This is a genomic window from Pseudomonas sp. NPDC089392, assembly GCF_044749595.1.
Classification (GTDB): domain Bacteria; phylum Pseudomonadota; class Gammaproteobacteria; order Pseudomonadales; family Pseudomonadaceae; genus Aquipseudomonas.
Map to the genome: position 1 here is coordinate 73,875 of NZ_JBIVIF010000009.1, position 16,193 is coordinate 90,067.

General features: G+C 60.7%; 24 protein-coding genes. 19 read left to right on the forward strand and 5 right to left on the reverse strand.

What is annotated here, in order from left to right; all coding sequences use genetic code 11:
- Nucleotides 1–244 precede the first annotated feature (244 nt).
- From ACIP1G_RS11115 to ACIP1G_RS11130, 4 genes are all read left to right on the forward strand, one after another.
- The gene (locus tag ACIP1G_RS11115) at nt 245–976 is read left to right on the forward strand and encodes a hypothetical protein (protein WP_400736576.1); all 732 of its coding nucleotides are present in this window, start codon (nt 245–247) and stop codon (nt 974–976) included.
- Nucleotides 973–1,536 carry a siphovirus Gp157 family protein gene (locus ACIP1G_RS11120; protein ID WP_014859721.1) on the forward strand — a complete coding sequence of 188 codons (564 nt, stop codon included), beginning with the start codon at nt 973–975 and terminating at the stop codon, nt 1,534–1,536. Before ACIP1G_RS11115 ends, ACIP1G_RS11120 begins: the two co-directional genes overlap by 4 nt.
- Before the next feature lie 7 nt (nt 1,537–1,543).
- The gene (locus tag ACIP1G_RS11125) at nt 1,544–2,056 is read left to right on the forward strand and encodes a hypothetical protein (protein WP_400736579.1); all 513 of its coding nucleotides are present in this window, start codon (nt 1,544–1,546) and stop codon (nt 2,054–2,056) included.
- 249 nt (nt 2,057–2,305) lie between these two features.
- Nucleotides 2,306–2,617, forward strand: a complete 312-nt coding sequence (locus ACIP1G_RS11130) for a hypothetical protein (RefSeq protein ID WP_400736581.1) — start codon at nt 2,306–2,308, stop codon at nt 2,615–2,617.
- Between the two features lie 4 nt (nt 2,618–2,621).
- On the opposite strand, the gene ACIP1G_RS11135 is transcribed toward ACIP1G_RS11130, so the two are convergent.
- On the reverse strand, nt 2,622–2,864 hold the full coding sequence (locus ACIP1G_RS11135) for a hypothetical protein (protein WP_400736583.1): 243 nt from the start codon (nt 2,862–2,864) through the stop codon (nt 2,622–2,624).
- Nucleotides 2,865–3,005: 141 nt separating this feature from the next.
- On the opposite strand from ACIP1G_RS11135, the gene ACIP1G_RS11140 reads away from it, so the two are divergent.
- Nucleotides 3,006–3,602: a hypothetical protein gene (locus ACIP1G_RS11140; protein ID WP_400736586.1), complete on the forward strand. Its 597-nt coding sequence runs from the start codon at nt 3,006–3,008 to the stop codon at nt 3,600–3,602.
- Between the two features lie 14 nt (nt 3,603–3,616).
- Complete coding sequence (locus tag ACIP1G_RS11145; RefSeq protein ID WP_400736589.1) at nt 3,617–4,000, forward strand: hypothetical protein; 384 nt, start codon at nt 3,617–3,619, stop codon at nt 3,998–4,000.
- A 29-nt stretch (nt 4,001–4,029) separates the two neighbouring features.
- Here the strand turns inward: ACIP1G_RS11145 and ACIP1G_RS11150 are convergent, their stop codons facing one another.
- Nucleotides 4,030–4,683: a hypothetical protein gene (locus ACIP1G_RS11150; RefSeq protein WP_400736591.1), complete on the reverse strand. Its 654-nt coding sequence runs from the start codon at nt 4,681–4,683 to the stop codon at nt 4,030–4,032.
- A 49-nt stretch (nt 4,684–4,732) separates the two neighbouring features.
- On the opposite strand from ACIP1G_RS11150, the gene ACIP1G_RS11155 reads away from it, so the two are divergent.
- From ACIP1G_RS11155 to ACIP1G_RS11165, 3 genes are read left to right on the forward strand one after another with little or no spacing between them, the layout of a single operon-like run.
- Nucleotides 4,733–5,656, forward strand: a complete 924-nt coding sequence (locus ACIP1G_RS11155) for a DNA cytosine methyltransferase (protein ID WP_400736594.1) — start codon at nt 4,733–4,735, stop codon at nt 5,654–5,656.
- Between the two features lie 13 nt (nt 5,657–5,669).
- Nucleotides 5,670–6,266 (forward strand): hypothetical protein, encoded by a 597-nt coding sequence (locus ACIP1G_RS11160; RefSeq protein ID WP_400736596.1) that lies wholly within the window; start codon nt 5,670–5,672, stop codon nt 6,264–6,266.
- On the forward strand, nt 6,263–6,451 hold the full coding sequence (locus ACIP1G_RS11165) for a hypothetical protein (RefSeq protein ID WP_400736599.1): 189 nt from the start codon (nt 6,263–6,265) through the stop codon (nt 6,449–6,451). The genes ACIP1G_RS11160 and ACIP1G_RS11165 overlap by 4 nt, the downstream gene beginning before the upstream one ends.
- A gap of 47 nt (nt 6,452–6,498) precedes the next feature.
- On the opposite strand, the gene ACIP1G_RS11170 is transcribed toward ACIP1G_RS11165, so the two are convergent.
- Nucleotides 6,499–6,798 carry a hypothetical protein gene (locus tag ACIP1G_RS11170; RefSeq protein WP_400736601.1) on the reverse strand — a complete coding sequence of 100 codons (300 nt, stop codon included), beginning with the start codon at nt 6,796–6,798 and terminating at the stop codon, nt 6,499–6,501.
- 455 nt (nt 6,799–7,253) lie between these two features.
- Here ACIP1G_RS11170 and ACIP1G_RS11175 point away from each other — a divergent pair, with 455 nt between their 5' ends.
- The 9 genes from ACIP1G_RS11175 (at nt 7,254) to queD (ending at nt 10,916) form a co-directional block, all read left to right on the forward strand.
- A complete protein-coding gene (locus tag ACIP1G_RS11175) occupies nt 7,254–7,670 on the forward strand; it encodes a hypothetical protein (RefSeq protein WP_400736604.1) in 417 nt (138 codons plus the stop codon).
- The gene (locus ACIP1G_RS11180; RefSeq protein WP_400736606.1) at nt 7,667–7,933 is read left to right on the forward strand and encodes a hypothetical protein; all 267 of its coding nucleotides are present in this window, start codon (nt 7,667–7,669) and stop codon (nt 7,931–7,933) included. Before ACIP1G_RS11175 ends, ACIP1G_RS11180 begins: the two co-directional genes overlap by 4 nt.
- Nucleotides 7,930–8,286: a hypothetical protein gene (locus ACIP1G_RS11185; protein ID WP_400736608.1), complete on the forward strand. Its 357-nt coding sequence runs from the start codon at nt 7,930–7,932 to the stop codon at nt 8,284–8,286. Before ACIP1G_RS11180 ends, ACIP1G_RS11185 begins: the two co-directional genes overlap by 4 nt.
- Complete coding sequence (locus ACIP1G_RS11190; protein WP_400736611.1) at nt 8,283–8,660, forward strand: phage protein NinX family protein; 378 nt, start codon at nt 8,283–8,285, stop codon at nt 8,658–8,660. The genes ACIP1G_RS11185 and ACIP1G_RS11190 overlap by 4 nt, the downstream gene beginning before the upstream one ends.
- On the forward strand, nt 8,657–8,812 hold the full coding sequence (locus ACIP1G_RS11195; protein WP_400736614.1) for a hypothetical protein: 156 nt from the start codon (nt 8,657–8,659) through the stop codon (nt 8,810–8,812). Before ACIP1G_RS11190 ends, ACIP1G_RS11195 begins: the two co-directional genes overlap by 4 nt.
- Before the next feature lie 46 nt (nt 8,813–8,858).
- The gene (locus ACIP1G_RS11200; RefSeq protein ID WP_400736617.1) at nt 8,859–9,632 is read left to right on the forward strand and encodes a DNA-methyltransferase; all 774 of its coding nucleotides are present in this window, start codon (nt 8,859–8,861) and stop codon (nt 9,630–9,632) included.
- Between the two features lie 451 nt (nt 9,633–10,083).
- Nucleotides 10,084–10,260: a hypothetical protein gene (locus ACIP1G_RS11205; protein WP_400736620.1), complete on the forward strand. Its 177-nt coding sequence runs from the start codon at nt 10,084–10,086 to the stop codon at nt 10,258–10,260.
- Between the two features lie 23 nt (nt 10,261–10,283).
- Nucleotides 10,284–10,496, forward strand: coding sequence for a helix-turn-helix transcriptional regulator (locus tag ACIP1G_RS11210; protein WP_400736623.1), 213 nt, complete (start codon nt 10,284–10,286; stop codon nt 10,494–10,496).
- A gap of 63 nt (nt 10,497–10,559) precedes the next feature.
- Nucleotides 10,560–10,916, forward strand: a complete 357-nt coding sequence (queD, locus tag ACIP1G_RS11215) for a 6-carboxytetrahydropterin synthase QueD (protein ID WP_043202104.1) — start codon at nt 10,560–10,562, stop codon at nt 10,914–10,916.
- Nucleotides 10,917–11,056: 140 nt separating this feature from the next.
- On the opposite strand, the gene ACIP1G_RS11220 is transcribed toward queD, so the two are convergent.
- Nucleotides 11,057–11,521 carry a DUF1289 domain-containing protein gene (locus ACIP1G_RS11220; protein ID WP_400736626.1) on the reverse strand — a complete coding sequence of 155 codons (465 nt, stop codon included), beginning with the start codon at nt 11,519–11,521 and terminating at the stop codon, nt 11,057–11,059.
- Between the two features lie 405 nt (nt 11,522–11,926).
- On the opposite strand from ACIP1G_RS11220, the gene acnB reads away from it, so the two are divergent.
- The gene (gene acnB / locus ACIP1G_RS11225; RefSeq protein WP_400736773.1) at nt 11,927–14,536 is read left to right on the forward strand and encodes a bifunctional aconitate hydratase 2/2-methylisocitrate dehydratase; all 2,610 of its coding nucleotides are present in this window, start codon (nt 11,927–11,929) and stop codon (nt 14,534–14,536) included.
- Between the two features lie 90 nt (nt 14,537–14,626).
- Here acnB and prpD read toward each other — a convergent pair whose 3' ends face one another.
- Nucleotides 14,627–16,111 (reverse strand): 2-methylcitrate dehydratase, encoded by a 1,485-nt coding sequence (gene prpD, locus ACIP1G_RS11230; protein WP_400736629.1) that lies wholly within the window; start codon nt 16,109–16,111, stop codon nt 14,627–14,629.
- Between the last annotated feature and the right edge of the window lie 82 nt (nt 16,112–16,193).

The window sequence follows — 16,193 nt, forward strand, 5'->3', positions numbered from 1 at the left end:
CCTTCTCGATGCTCTTCGCCTGCACCTTCTTCATGCTCGCCAGCGCACTGGCCGGCAGCATCACTTCCTGAATCACGTAGCCGAGCACGGCGGCCCTTCGGGATAACCGTACCCCTTCGGGAGCGTAAGCGGCGAGAGCGCGCAACAATCCACCGCAGCCAGGGCCTGGAGCGTACCTCCGTGCCTGGGTGACCTGGCATTTCCCTATCCAACTGACGGCGCCGGCCTGGCGCGAGGTTTTCTAATGTCCACTACCAACATGAGCATCTGGGAGAAGGTCCAAACGACCGACACCCGATTCACCAAGGAGGCCAAGGTCGGCGGCCAGCAGATCACTAGCCTGAACGGCACCGCGATGATCATGAAGGCCACCGAGGTTTTCGGTCCGGCTGGCATCGGCTTTGGCTGGAACGTGGTTGAAGAGCGCTTCGACAAGGGCGCCGAGATGTTCAGCGGCGAAGGCGATAAGCGCATCAGCCTCGGCTTCGAACTGAACCACACGATCAAGATCAAGTTCTGGTTCGTTCTGGATGGCCAGCGCGGCGAGATCGAGCAGTACGGCTGCACGCAGTATCTCTACAAGTCGAAGTACGGCACCACCACCGACGGCGAGGCGCCGAAGAAGTCGCTGACCGATGCCATCAAGAAGGCCCTGTCCATGCTCGGCTTCAGCGCTGACGTGTTCCTTGGCATGTTCGACGATGTGAACTACGTGCAGCAGCTGCAGGCCGAGCAGGCGATCGAGCAGGCCGAAGACCGCCAGGCCGAGATTGAACGCCAGCAACAGGAGCGCCTGGACTTCATCAAGGAAACGATCGAGACCATGCAGAAGGCGGTAACGCCGCATGAACGCAAGAAAATCCACGACCATGCCGTGCGCAAGCTCATCGGCCGCAAGGACGAGAAAGGAGCCGCACGAATCTCGCTTGAACTGAAGAAACTCGAAGCCGGGAATCCGCAGGAGGCTGCAGCATGACTCAACTCTACGCACTCACCGGCCAGATGGCCGAACTGGCAGCCATGTGTGACACCGACGACGAAGGCCTCAAGCAAGCCATTCAGGACACCATGGCCGGCATCCAGGGCGAGTTCGAGGTGAAGGCCGACAACATCGTCATGCTGCGTCGGAACATCGAGGGTGACATCGGTGCGATCGACGCTGAAATCGAGCGCCTGAGCGAGCTAAAGCGCATCAAGGCCAACAGCGTGACCGCGATCACCGACTACCTGCGGCGCAATATGGATGCAGCCAACATCAAGTCGATCAAGCGCCCGCTGTTCACCATCAGTCTGGTCGCCGGCAAGGAGCGGGTCATCGTCGACAACGAGCAGGCGGTGCCGGACGACCTGACATCAGTGCAGACCAAGATCGCGCCGGACAAGAACGCCATCGCCGCAAAGCTCAAGGCCGATCGCGAGCACAACGAAGCCGTCCGCAAGCGCATGGCCGCCGGCGAAGACTGCGAACACGAACTGATACCTGAGCCTGCCTGGGCGCATTTGGAGCGCGGCGAGAGCTCAATCCGCATCAAGTGAGGTCAGCATGAACCAATCAATCGACCTGGAGGCCGCCAAAGCGGCCTTCTTCGCGTCTGGCGGGCAGATCATTGTGCTTGAGGGGTTCCAGTACGTGCCCTTCCGGCAGCGCCATCACCCTGAGCCGACGCCAAAGCGGGTCACCCCAGTCAAGCTGGAGCGCGGCGGCGAGCGTAAAAGCCGCGCCAAGGCACGCACAGCTCAGGTAGAAGAGCTCGCCAAGACCATGACCTGTGGCGAGGTTGCAAAGCTCCTGGGCGAAACCAAGACCGCTCTCTGGGGCGTAGCGGCGCGGGGAGGATTCAGGTTCTTCAGCCCGCCGAAGCCGGCCACACCGGCGAAGGCAAAAGCCGAACCGAGCCAGGAGGATCGTGATCTCGCCGACAAGATCATTGCCTTGCGTGATACCGGCATGTCCCGGTGGGGTGTGACTTTGGAGTTGGGCATCGGTAACTGCAGGTTCGCGCGAATTCTTGCCGAGTTCGACATTGACTTCCCGCTCCAGCGGAATCGGGGGTAGGCCATGATCGCAACCATGTCCCAGCCTGTGCCCGCCGTGAAGTACGCGGCGGCCATGGCCAGATCCACTGGTCAGCCTTGGGGCGTATACCGAGGAAACAAGCGTCTACTGGTGGTTATGCCGTCTGGCTCGACCAAGAAAACGCCCATCGAGGTGTGCTACCCATGAGACGCATCCAGAAGCTCACGCAGCAGCGTCGCCGCCAGCTGCACATACACATCCCGCCCAGCGGATTGAAGGAGGTGCCGTATGGCGATGGACCAGGCAGAGCGCGACAAGCGCCGGCGCGAGAAGTCAGCAAAGCACCAGGAAGAAGACCTGCGCTTGAAGGTTCGACCAGGGACTAAGCAGGCCCTGCTGGAACTGATGGAGTGGGCCGGGATCGAGGAACAGGGCGAGGCGATGACGCTGATGATTCATCACCTGCATGCCCTGGGCCCAGGTGGAGCTCTGCCGCTGCTTGAGCCTCCGCGCCACGAAATTACGGTGTCACCGGCTGTGGCGCGAAAGCTTGAGCACTTCCGAGAACGGGAAGCGCTCAGGATCAGCTCAGAGTTTTGACCCTCTATTTAACCTCGGTCTGGAAGGATGCTACCGGCGACAACGGCTCTGGACAGAACATTTCGATGTTTTGGTTCAGGTACCTGGCAATCTCTTCTGCTTTTGCCATGTCGGTCCCTACCGGAAGATAGAAGGCTGGCGGGTTAGAGGGGAAGTTCGGAATGTGGTCCAGCGCCTCCATGTAGAGGAATGGCGTCCCTTCAGCTGTTTCCTTGATCGTGAACGTTACGCGGGTCTTGTAGCTCATGGTCGATCCTCGTTCGGCACTATGCCGGCAACCAGTAAACCCCACTCTAGCCAGATCACAAAGTTCCTAGCGTCACCCCAAGAAACCTACTTAGCCATGCCGCATCCGGCCACGGAGGGCGGCGCATGCATGGAGAAAGCCATGAAGATCGAAACCTCAACCATCACCAAGATCCGGATCAGCGATATCTCGCGCCTGGACCCGGTGACCGTATTCATCGAAGACCACGGCGTCCGCGCCAAGTCTGGCGACCACGAAACTTGCGCGGGCAACTTGACCGTCAGTTGCTACGGTCAGAGCTGGACTTGCTATTGGGGCAGCATGGGGCCGAACACCGTGGCTGAGTTCGTAACGAGCTGTGATGCGGGTTATGTCCTGAATTGTCTCAGTCGAGGACTGAGCGGGACACAGTTCAGCGGCACCGCCCTTGTCGAGCAGGCTAGCCGCCGAGTACTCGACCGACGCCGCGGCCGGAACATCAAGGAATGGGAAGACTGCTACGAGCTCAACAAGGCCGATGCACGCGAGCTGTACGATCAAATCGAGGATCTGGGCTACATCGATCACCCGTCCGGCTGTATGGCCCACGACGATCTGCTGTCATCAATCTTCGGCAGCGACTGGGGCCATCAGGTCAGCGAGGGCGCCGTCGAGCCGAATCCTGATTACACCTACCTCAAGCGCATCGTTGAGGCCGTTCAGCAAGCCTTGGCGCAGCCAGTAGCGGTTGCAGCCTGACCAAGGACCTATCCATGAGCAACTACAACTGCGCCTATGTGCGCCAGCACTACGGCGTGCCGGCAGAAGTCGGCCGCCGCGTCATCGCCAATGGCGAACCAGGCGTGATCATGGCCGATCGCGGGCACTACATCGGCGTCATCCTCGACAGCGACCCGAAAAAGCGCATCCGCAACTACCACCCGACCTGGGAAATGCAATACGGCGAAATGGCTGAGAAGCTGCCGCTTAAACGCTACCAGGTGCTGGTGGCCGGATGGGACTGGTGGGATATCACCAATCGCACCATCGTCGATGTTTTCGCCAGCACGCCCTCGCAGGCCAAGTACAAGGCCTACGAGCGGTGCGAGTACCACGACATCGAGTGCATGTTCGGTTTCAAGGTCCGGCGGGCCTGATCCTGCTCCGCCTTCGCCGGAGATGTCACTTAAGCCAGCTTAGATCGTAGATACCGCTCCACATTATTAAGGAGTTGGTTGAATTCAATGGCGAACGTGTCCTGATCAGCTCTATCTTTTCGGTTTCTGATATTGGGTTGAGACCTCACAATCTCAGCATACTCTTGTCGATACGCATCATCCTGACCAGGATCGATGGACATCATGTATGTTTCAATATAGGCATACAACTTCCAGCTTTTATCGTAAAGCGGCTTAATTAGTTCCTTTATCTCTGACCCCCATAGGGCTTCTGCCTCCAGCAGGGTTACATCAAGTTCTCTACGAGATTCGGTGACAAGTAAAAATCTCTTGTCGTATGCAATACAGGTGCCTGTGTACCGCCTTTCTTGACTTGTATCACCGTTCTCTAGCGTGTTGTCCAGCTCCATTTCTTTAGGGGAAATCCATGGATTTCTAACGCGATCGACAGCATCTCGATATTTGTAAGCCAGCACCAATACACGTCTTGCCAATTCGTGATTCGACGTGCCGGAAAGTTGTTTTTTCCAAGTTGAAAGACCACCAAGCCCCACGTAACTGGCAAACGCAACGCCAACAACCGTAGCAACAGTTCCAACAATTGAAAAAATATCTTTTGTTAAATTCCAATCAGCGTCAGATAAAGCCAAGCAAATAGACAAAAGTGCTCTCCAACAAAATTTTCGCTAACTATATCCCCGAGGCACACATATGCCCACAGCAATCGACCTGTTCGCCGGCCTCGGCGGATGGAGCACTGGCGCGCGCGCCGCAGGCGTCCAGGTTCTCTGGGCGGCAAACCACTGGCCGGTGGCCGTTGAATGGCACAGCGCCAACCACCCCGACACCCAGCATGCTTGCCAGGACCTGCACCAGGCACGCTGGGAGCAGGTGCCGGCTCACGACATTCTTCTGGCCTCGCCTTGCTGTCAGGGTCACGCCAAGGCCCGCGGCAAGAAATCGGGCAACCCTGAGCACGACGCATCGCGCTCTACGGCCTGGGCGCCGGTATCTGCCCTTGAGTTCCACCGGCCGCAGGCGGCAGTGATCGAGAACGTACCGGAGTTCACCGACTGGGTGCTATACCCGGCCTGGCTTCAGGCGGTGCAGGCGCTTGGGTATCAGGCCGCGCCGCATATCGTCGACTGTGCCGACCTGGGCGTGCCACAGCACCGGGTGCGCCTGTTCATGGTCCTGACCCGAAGCAAGGCGCCGCTGATGCTGCAGCTGCCACAGGAGCGGCACGTGGCCGCCGCCAGCTTCCTCGACTTTGCCGCCGGGCGCTGGTCGCAGATCGAGAAGCCAGGCCGAGCCCAGGCCACGCTGGACCGGGTGCGCAATGGCCGCCAGCGCTTCGGTGACCGGTTCATCATGCCCTACTACGGCAAGGGCTCCGGCACCACCGGCCGAGACATCAACCGGCCGATCGGCACCATCACCACCCTGGACCGATGGGCCTTGGTCGACGGAGACCGGATGCGGATGCTCAGCGCCAGCGAGGCCCTGGCCGCCATGTCGTTCCCGGCTGACACCCTTCGCCCAGACAACCACCGGCTGACCATGCACATGGCCGGCAATGCGGTGCCGCCCCTTGCGGGACAGCGCGTAATCGAAGCCCTACTCAAAGCCGCATAGGCCGGAGACACCCATGCCCACAGAAAACCGATCCAGCAGCACCGACCCACGCGACCTGTTCATCAGCCTCAACCCGCTCGGCCTGGACGAGAAAGACCTGCGCAAAGACAGCACCGGCTTCGAAGACCAGCGCACCCACAGCGACTATCTGCTGTTCCTGGCGGGCTATCGCGAATCGCACCCTGAGCCGCAGCCCCACGCCGAGCCGATAGCGTGGATGGTTGGTACTGCCTTCTGGTGGACCAAAGAAGAGGCAGAGAGGGATGCGGCGGCGGCTGGGATGCCGATTGTTGGCCTGGGGCCTATGACCACATCTGTCGAGACTGAGCGTCTGACCAAGGCCACAGCTTTCGTCCAGCGACTGGTCGATTGCTCAGGCACCCAGCCCAGCGTGGCCACAGGATATCTGCGCGACATCCTGGATGAACTCAAGGGAAACACAAAGCCGACTGCACCGGTTGATCTCGATGAGCGGGCTGCCTTCGAGCATCACCACCGGATCTGCGACCTGGTGCGCGACGAAGACTGCCCCGATTACTACCGGAACCAGAGCGTTCAGGATTCCTGGGAGGGCTGGCAAGCTCGCGCCGAACAAGAGATCCGGCCATGAAAATCCATTGGGCCGCCCACGTTGAGTATGACCACGACGGCAACGATCACGAACACTTCTCGGCCTGCGGCGTAGGCCGTGGCTGCCGTGACGGCGAGGAATGGGAATCGGCGCGGTTCAAGTCCGAAGTCACCTGCAAGACCTGCGTGAAGGTCATCGCAACGCAAGAGCGCAAGCCATCCTGACGCCAAGAGCACATTTGTACTCCATCCAGCTGTAACCCCTCTCTCCTCTATTTCGAAGCGGCGAGGCGGTCAGCTGCAGGAACACCTTCGGCTGCTATACGGCGAGCGCGCCCTACGCCCCAGGCCATTGCCCGGGTCATCGACTCGCGAGGTCGCGAATCGAACGCCTCTTCATGAATTGCGGCGCCGCTTGGAGCGTATACCCCGATGAACATTTGGGTTGCTCCTGAAGGTGACAGCCGGACCTGAACGTCGATGAAACTGCCATCGCTTAACGTTTCCTCGTGAGAACGCTGGTGGAGCGTAGGGTCGGCCCACGACCAGAAAACATCGCCACGGATTCGCATTTCGCACTCCTACGGCTTTCGTTAATTTTGGGGGTGTAAATGCCAAAATAGCGAAGGCTAAGCGGTTATCAACCGCAGCGAAGGATATCGGAGCCGAATCGGACAAGCGGCTAGCTCACTCTGCGTCCGTTGGCTCTGGCGCGTGCATCGTAGCGGCAAATGCCATCCAGTCTTCGAAGGCTCGGCGGTGTAAGTCACAGCTCAGCTTCCAAGTGGCTGAAGTAGTTGCTCCGTATACCACCTCGCTCATCGTTTGCGCGGTATGGGTGTCGAGTGTTCGGAGAAGCTCGTAGGCACGAAACTGCTGGTCACTGCTTATCGTGCTCATTTGACTCACCAATGCGATACAGGGGCGGAATTGCTCCTCGTCCTCGGTGGACAGCCCACCCCCCATTTAAGTCACTCCAACTTCCCAAATAACTCATCTGCCGCGATATGGCGGCCAAGGAAGCGCTATGCCCAAGTCAAAGCAGGCGGCACCGTGGTGCCCGGATGAATGCCCGATCACCGGGCGCAAGTTTTTCATGTGGATCGAGCGCGCCGATGGCGGCCAAGTCCCAACCTACGGCGGGCCGTACGACAGCTTCACCCTCGCCCAGCGTGATGAGCAAGGCACCTTCTGGTGCGATCGGTTCGACCATGACGAGGGGTGCTGGACGGACAGCGTCCACATCGACTTGCGCCTCATCGACAACCAGCGTGAAGACTTCGAATACGGCCATGCGGCTGAAGTACAGGACCAGTGCACAACCCTGCGACGCGCACTGGGCGGCATGCTGTTCGCTTTCGACGACGGCGTCGGCAAGTCGTGGTCACGGGATCTGCTCGACTTTGCCCGCCAGGTCGCGCCAGCAGTCGAGTACAAGCCATGACCCGCCTCGCCCTCTGCCTCCTGCTGCTGGCCACCGGCGCCAGCGCAGCGCCTTTACCGTATGGGGTTCGCGTCTTCCATGACGATGAGCGCGGTGCCACCTGCTGGATCTATCAGGCTGGAAGTGGCGCAGGCATCAGCTGCATCCCCGACAGCCAGCTGCAGGCCGGCAACCAGCGCCAGTTCTCCCCGCACGAAACACAACCCGAACCTACACCCGCACTGGCGCCTGAGCGCTGGATTGATGAGAGGTATCAGCTGTGAAACTGACGGAAAATCAGCAACGCGTCCTCGATGCCTTGCGCGAGGTCTCCCGTGCCAACGTAGTCCGGTACCGGGAGAAAACCCCGTTCCTGTACGAGCAAGACTGCAAGAAGCTGGCTGCGGGCGATCAGGCCTGTGCCTTTGGACTTGGCGGGCTGAGCTACCAGGTCGGGGCTCGCCTCAACCTCGCTACTGCTTCGGTGCTCAGCGCCTTTAAGGCACTGGAGCGAAAAGGTCTCGTCCTGCGCGAGGCCAGCTACCCAGAGCATCAGCGCCCACGCTATTGGTGGCCTGTCGGCCTCGCTGCAAAGATGGCGGCACAGCTACTTCCAGCTGAGACGGAGGCGCCATGACCGACCTGATCGAAGTGAAGACGGCCGACCTGGTCGGCGAGCAGTTGGCCTGGGCCGTCGGTAAGGCAGAAGGCCTAGACGTTCGCCTTGCTCCGCCCATCTACGGCAACCCCTGGCGGGTGTTCGCCCGGTACCGGGCAACGGCGACCGACCGCGAAGCGCTGTACAACCCGCACGAGAGCTGGGCACTCGCTGGGCCGCTCATCTTCAAGCACAAGATCAGCATCGACCCGCGGCGCAACGCCGGGACTTGGGACGCCTATAGCGACCGCTGGGTGAACGCCTGCGAAACCCCGCAAGTTGCAGTGTGCCTGGCTGTAGTGGTCGCCAAGCTTGGCCACTCCGTCCAGGTGCCGAAGGAGCTGATGCCATGACCAACTACCAGTTCAACCTGATTCTGGCGTTGCTCTTCATGATCGCCGGCAACGGCGCCGAAACGCCAGGCCTCACAGCTGTCGGGTACACGATCGGCATTGCATGTGGCCTTGTCTCCCTGGTCTATGCCTTCTTGGAGCGCAAATCATGATCCTGCCCCTGATGTACATGGCCTACCTGATCTACAGGGGGCCGCGATGAGCGAAGTCAGCCTATATCACGGCGAGTGCCTGGAGGTGATGAAGTCGATCCCGGATGCCTGCGTCGACCTGGTGCTGGCTGACCTTCCCTACGGCACTACACAGTGCGCATGGGATGTAGTGATTCCGTTCGCTCCGCTCTGGGAGCAGTACTTGAGAATCGCCAAGCCAGAGGCGGCTATCGTGCTGTGCGCGGCTCAGCCATTCAGTTCTCTGGTGGTGGCCAGCAACCCCCGCGACTACCGCTACGAGTGGATCTGGGAGAAAGGCAACGCGACCGGCTTCCTCAATGCGAAGAAGCAGCCACTGCGGGCGCACGAAAGCGCCCAGGTCTTCTACCGGCGCCAGCCGGTGTACAACCCACAGATGACTACCGGGCACGAGCGGCGCACGGCGAAGCGGAAGACGGTCAACTCGGAGTGCTACGGGAAGGCCCTGTCGATCACCGAGTACGACTCGACAGAGCGGTACCCGCGCTCGGTGCAGTTCTTCTCGAGCGACAAGCAGACGGCCAACTTCCACCCAACCCAGAAGCCGGTCAACTGGATGCGGTTCCTGATCGCAACCTACACCAACCCCGGCCATGTGGTGCTCGACAACACGATGGGCAGCGGCACGACCGGCGTTGCCTGCATCCAGCTGGGTCGGCGCTTCATCGGCATCGAGCAGGACGAAGCGCACTTCGGCACCGCGCAGCAGCGCATCGCCGAGGCCATCACCATCCGCGACACCCCGGCAGCGCAGATCGAACTATTCGAAGCACGCGCCTAACCCCTCCCCATGCAACTCAAGCCCGCCGGCATGCGCGGGCGAGGACGCCGTTCAGGAAAAATGCATCGCGAGTAGCCGAACCACTTCATGCTCGGACATTGGGTAGTGTTTTTCCTCATGGCCGCCACTCCGCCAGAAGACCACCCTCCACCCCTCTTTTATCCGATATTTCCGGACGTAGGCCGTCACTGCTTGGGAGCGCAGTGTCAGCTCTCCATCACTGCTGCTTCCAGACTCAACGACGCCCGGCGAAGCGAACTTTCTGCCTAGCCTTCCGAGATCTTCTTTGACGCCACTATGAGCAAATCGCTCGAACGGCTTCATGGGTTTCATAGGTCCAGCCCCGCGTCATGGCAGCTCCACGCCTTAGCACTATAGCCGCTCAACTACTGCAGCAATTCAATCTCATTTATCACTATCTCTGCCGCCACCAGCGGCGTGGAGACCATCCATGTACCTGATCGACTGCTACGTCACGAAGATCATCGGCGAGCCGTACCGCAAGTTCGGCGCCTGGTGGGTCGACGCTGAATACGAATCCGAAGGCAGCCCAAGTAAAACCCAGCTCATGTTCCGCACCGAGGAAGCCGCACGGGCGGCGCAGGTCGGGCACAAATTCACGGCCTGACCTTCTATATAAAGGAGACACCCATGCGACACGCAGAAAACATTGATCGCTTCCTGCGCCTCGACGAGGTGCTGCACGTGACCGGGATCGGTCGGAACACCGTCTATCGCAGAATCAGGGAAGGCACCTTCCCAAAACAGGTTAAGATAGGACCAAATTCGGTCGCCTGGCGCCAGTCGGACATCACTCAGTGGATGACCTCTTTTACCCCCAGCGACGACCAATCAGTACATTGAGCAGTACATTGAAACACCAATTTCCGCTCAAGCCCTTATCCCACCAGCTATACAGGTCCACCAGTGGAAATTTTCAAAGAGTTCACATTCGAATCGGCCCACCGCCTGCCCCACGTTCCTGAAGGGCACAAATGCGGCCGCCTGCACGGCCACTCGTTCAAGGTCGGCCTGCACCTGACCGGCCCGCTCGACCCGCACACCGGCTGGATTCGCGACTTCGCCGAGGTCAAGGCGATTTTCAAGCCGATCTACGAGCAACTGGACCACAACTACCTGAACGACATCCCGGGCCTGGAAAACCCTACCAGCGAAGTGATCGCCAAGTGGATCTGGGAGCAGGTCAAGCCGCTGATGCCGGAGCTGTCCAAAGTGCGCATTCACGAGACTTGCACCAGCGGCTGCGAATACACCGGCGACTGACCTGGCAGGGCCTGCAACCTGTAGAACCTGTAGGAGCGGCCTTGTGTCGCGATAGGGCTGCGAAGCAGCCCCAACAATTTCTGCATCTGCGCTGAAAGCCTGGGGCTGCTTCGCAGCCCTATCGCGACACAAGGCCGCTCCTACAGGGCATCACGCAGGAAGCTGGGGGCGATGTAGCGCTGGTAGTGCGCCTCGGATAGCAGGAAGAACTCGCGGTCGATGGCATCGCGCAGCTGCGGCAGCTCCCAATCGCGAAACTCCGGCAGCAGCACCATGCCATAGGCCTCCAGGTCACGAATCATCCGCGCCCCGCGGGCAATCAGCTGGTAGGCCCAGCAATACTCCGACTGCTGCTCGACAAAGCGGATGGAGCGCTGCTCCAGTTGCTGGCGCAGCAGGCCTTTGTCGAACACCTCAAGCTTGGCCATCATCACCTGCACCAGCAATTGCTCAAGGCGCAGCCACACGGCGCGCTTCTGGTCGTCGTCGTAGCCGTTCCAGTTGATCACTTCGTGGTGAAAACGCTTGCAGCCACGGCACACCGTGTCTCCGTACACCGTAGAGCACAGGCCGACGCAAGGGGTCTTGATGGACTTGTTGGACATGAAAAACAACAGCTTGGCGGTGGAACACCGGCCCATGTTAGCCCTTTGTCTAACCAGGGTCACTCGTTAAAGTCACGTTAGCCGCCTTACCTTCGGGCTTTTTTTGCCGTAGAATCATCCCGCCTTTTCAAGGCAACAATGTCCGTTGGAAGCTGTTTTCAAAGCGTCACGAGCACAGTTAATCCGGTAGAACGGCGTTGGCCCGGGCCATGCAACCCTCGCATGCCCGCGCCAGCCCTCATCAGCTCCCCGTTCTGCAGGCGTAAAACTTTGAAAGCAGCTTCTGTAAGGATTCTTTGCGACTCTGGCTGGGCGGCCCACAAAGCCGTGGCAGCGCATGGGTGCATTGAATGCTGGATGAGCGTCCCGGACCCCCTTTAGGGACCACTGATGAGGGAAATAACTGTGCTTGAAGCCTACCGCAAACACATCGAAGAGCGTGCCGCCCTGGGTATCGTGCCCCAGCCGCTGAACGCCGAACAAACTGCAGGCCTGGTCGAGCTGCTGAAAAACCCGCCGGCCGGCGAAGAAGCCTTCCTCGTAGACCTGATCACCAACCGCGTACCGCCAGGGGTTGACGAAGCTGCCTACGTCAAGGCCGCTTTCCTCTCTGCCATCGCCAAGGGCGAAGCCAAGTCGCCACTGATCGACCGCAAGCACGCTGCCGAGCTGCTGGGCACCATGCAGGGCGGCTACAACATCGAAACGCTGGTTACGCTGCTGGATGACGCCGAACTGGGCGCCGTCGCGGCCGAACAGCTCAAGCACACCCTGCTGATGTTCGATGCCTTCCACGACGTGGCCGAAAAAGCCAAGGCCGGCAATGTTCACGCCAAGGCCGTGCTGGAATCCTGGGCTGCCGGCGAGTGGTTCACCTCGCGCCCGGCCATCGCCGAAAAGTACACCCTGACCGTGTTCAAGGTGCCTGGCGAAACCAACACCGACGACCTGTCCCCTGCCCCGGACGCCTGGTCGCGCCCTGACATCCCGCTGCACGCCCTGGCCATGCTGAAAATGGCCCGTGACGGCATCGAGCCGTCGCAGCCAGGTTCGGTCGGCCCGCTGGCCCAGATCGAGGCCGTCAAGGCCAAGGGTTTCCCGGTTGCCTATGTAGGTGACGTGGTCGGTACCGGTTCCTCGCGTAAATCCGCCACCAACTCGGTGCTGTGGTTCTTCGGCGACGACATCCCGTACGTGCCGAACAAGCGCGCCGGTGGTTTCTGCTTCGGCACCAAGATCGCCCCGATCTTCTACAACACCATGGAAGACGCCGGCGCCCTGCCGATCGAATTCGACTGCACCAACCTGGGCATGGGCGACGTCATCGACGTTTACCCGTTCAAAGGTGAAGTGCGCCGTCACGATAGCGACGAGCTGGTCACCGAATTCGCACTGAAAACCGAAGTGCTGCTGGACGAAGTCCGCGCTGGCGGCCGTATCCCGCTGATCGTCGGCCGCGGCCTGACCGAAAAAGCCCGTGCCGAACTGGGCCTGGGTGCTTCCGACCTGTTCAAGAAGCCAGAGCAGCCTGCCGACACCGGCAAGGGCTTCACCCTGGCACAGAAGATGGTCGGCCGTGCTTGCGGCCTGGCAGAAGGCCAGGGCGTACGTCCAGGCGCCTACTGCGAGCCGAAGATGACCACCGTCGGTTCCCAGGACACCACTGGCCCGATGACCCGCGACGAGCTGAAAGACCTGGCGTGCCTGGGCTTCTCCGCTGACCTGGTCATGCAGTCGTTCTGCCACACCGCGGCCTATCCGAAGCCGATCGACGTCAACACCCACCACACCCTGCCAGACTTCATCCGCACCCGTGGCGGCGTGTCGCTGCGCCCAGGCGACGGCATCATCCACAGCTGGCTGAACCGCATGCTGATGCCTGACACCGTGGGTACCGGTGGCGACTCGCACACCCGCTTCCCGATCGGCATCTCGTTCCCGGCCGGTTCCGGCCTGGTGGCCTTCGCCGCCGCCACCGGCGTCATGCCGCTGGACATGCCAGAATCGATCCTGGTGCGCTTCAAGGGCAAACTGCAGCCAGGCATCACCCTGCGTGACCTGGTTCATGCCATCCCTTACTACGCCATCCAGAAGGGCCTGCTGACCGTCGAGAAGAAAGGCAAGAAAAACGCCTTCTCCGGCCGCATCCTGGAAATCGAAGGCCTGGACGAACTGACCGTCGAGCAAGCGTTCGAGCTGTCCGACGCCTCGGCCGAGCGTTCCGCTGCCGGTTGCACCATCAAGCTGCCAGAGAAAGCCGTTGCCGAGTACCTGCAGTCCAACATCACCCTGCTGCGCTGGATGATCGGCGAAGGCTACGGCGACCCACGCACCCTGGAGCGCCGCGCGCAAGCCATGGAAGCCTGGTTGGCCAACCCTGAGCTGCTGTCTGCCGACGCCGATGCCGAATACGCCGAAATCATCGAAATCGACCTGGCCGACGTGAAAGAGCCTGTGCTCTGCGCGCCGAACGACCCGGACGATGCCCGCCTGCTGTCCTCGGTACAGGGCGAGAAAATCGACGAAGTGTTCATCGGTTCGTGCATGACCAACATTGGTCACTTCCGCGCTGCCGGCAAGCTGCTGGACAAGGTCAAGGGCGGTATCCCGACCCGTCTGTGGCTGGCCCCGCCAACCAAGATGGACGCCCACCAGCTGACCGAAGAAGGCTACTACGGCATCTACGGCAAGGCCGGAGCGCGCATGGAAATGCCAGGCTGCTCGCTGTGCATGGGTAACCAGGCACGTGTGCAGACCGGTTCGACCGTGGTCTCCACTTCGACCCGTAACTTCCCGAACCGTCTGGGCGACGCTACCAACGTGTACCTGGCATCGGCCGAGCTGGCTGCTGTCGCTTCGATCATCGGCAAACTGCCGACTGTCGAAGAGTACATGCAGTACGCGAAAGACATCGACAGCATGGCTGCCGACGTTTACCGCTACCTGAGCTTCGACCAGATCGCCGAGTTCCGCGAAGCGGCAGCCAACGCCAAGATCCCGGTGGTTCAGGCGTAAGCTGAGTTGTAAGATGTAAAAGAAAGCCCCGGCAGAAATGTCGGGGCTTTTTTGTTCCTTGTGCCGGCGATAGGGCCGGCACAGGCAACCTCAAGTCACAAACAAATCCACAAACCTGTGCACTGCCATGCTCTCCAGCTTCTGCTGGTCCTTGCACACATCCAGAATTTCCCCACACCGCTGCCGCGCAAAGCGCGTCGCCAGGTTGGCCCTGAACTTGGCCTCCAGCAATGGTATACCCTCCCCTCGCCGCCGCCGATGCCCGATCGGGTACTCCACCACCACCTGCTCGGTACTGCTGCCGTCCTTGAAAAACACCTGCAGCGCGTTGGCGATCGAGCGCTTGTCCGCTTCCAGGTACTCGCGGCTGAAGCGCGGGTCTTCCACCACCTCCATCTTCTCGCGCAAGCGGTCGATGCTCGGGTGGTTGGCATGAAAAGCGTCTTCATAATGCTCGGCCACCAGGTGCCCGAAAATCAGCGGCACCGCCACCATGTACTGCAGGCAATGGTCGCGGTCGGCGGCATTGGCCAGCGGGCCTCGCTTGGAAATAATACGAATCGCCGACTCCTGGGTGGTGATGACAATGCGGTCAACCTCATGAAGGCGGTTGCGCACCAGCGGGTGCAGGGTGACCGCCGCCTCACAGGCGGTCTGGGCGTGAAACTCGGCGGCGAAGCTGACCTTGAACAGCACATTTTCCATCACGTAGCTGGCCAAGGGCTGCGGCAGGCGCAGTTCATACTGCCCGGCCGGCTTGAGTGCCAGGTCCTTGTTGGTGTGGCTGAACGACACATCGTAGAAGCCCCACTGTGGCGCAGTGAGCACACCAGGCACGCCCATTTCGCCGCGCAGGGCGATATCAGCCAGGCGCACGCCACGGCTGGACGCATCACCGGCAGCCCAGGACTTGCGCGAACCAGCATTGGGCGCGTGGCGGTAGGTGCGCAGTGCCTGGCCATCGACGAAGGCGTGCGACAACGCAGACAGCATCTGCTCGCGGTTGGCCCCCATCAGCCTTGCGCACACTGCCGTGGAGGCCACCTTGACCAGAATCACGTGATCAAGGCCAACGCGGTTGAAAGAGTTTTCCAGCGCCAGCACGCCCTGGATCTCGTGGGCCATGACCATGGCTTCGAGTACATCACGCATCAGCAGCGGCGCTTCACCATCAGCCACGCGCTTCTGCGACAGGTGATCGGCAACGGCCAGAATGCCGCCGAGGTTGTCCGAGGGGTGAGCCCATTCAGCGGCCAGCCAGGTGTCGTTGTAGTCCAGCCAGCGCACCGTGCAACCGATATCCCAGGCGGCCTTGACCGGGTCCAGGCGGTAGGCGGTGCCGGGGACGCGCGCGCCATTGGGCACCACGGTGCCTTCCACCAGGGGGCCAAGAAGCTTGGTGCATTCGGGAAAGCGCAGGGCCAGCAGGCCGCAACCGAGAGTGTCCATCAGGCAGTTGCGCGCGGTGTCCAGCGCCTCGGGGGATTCGACCCGGTAGCCGAGGGCGTAGTCAGCCAGGGTTTGCAGCACCCGGTCGTAGTCCGGGCGGTCGTTGAGGTCCACGTTGGCGCTCATATCCAGCTCCCTTCAGAATTGCCGGGGCTGCTGTGCAGCCCTATCGCGACACAAGGCCGCTCCTACAGGTATCGCGTACCCT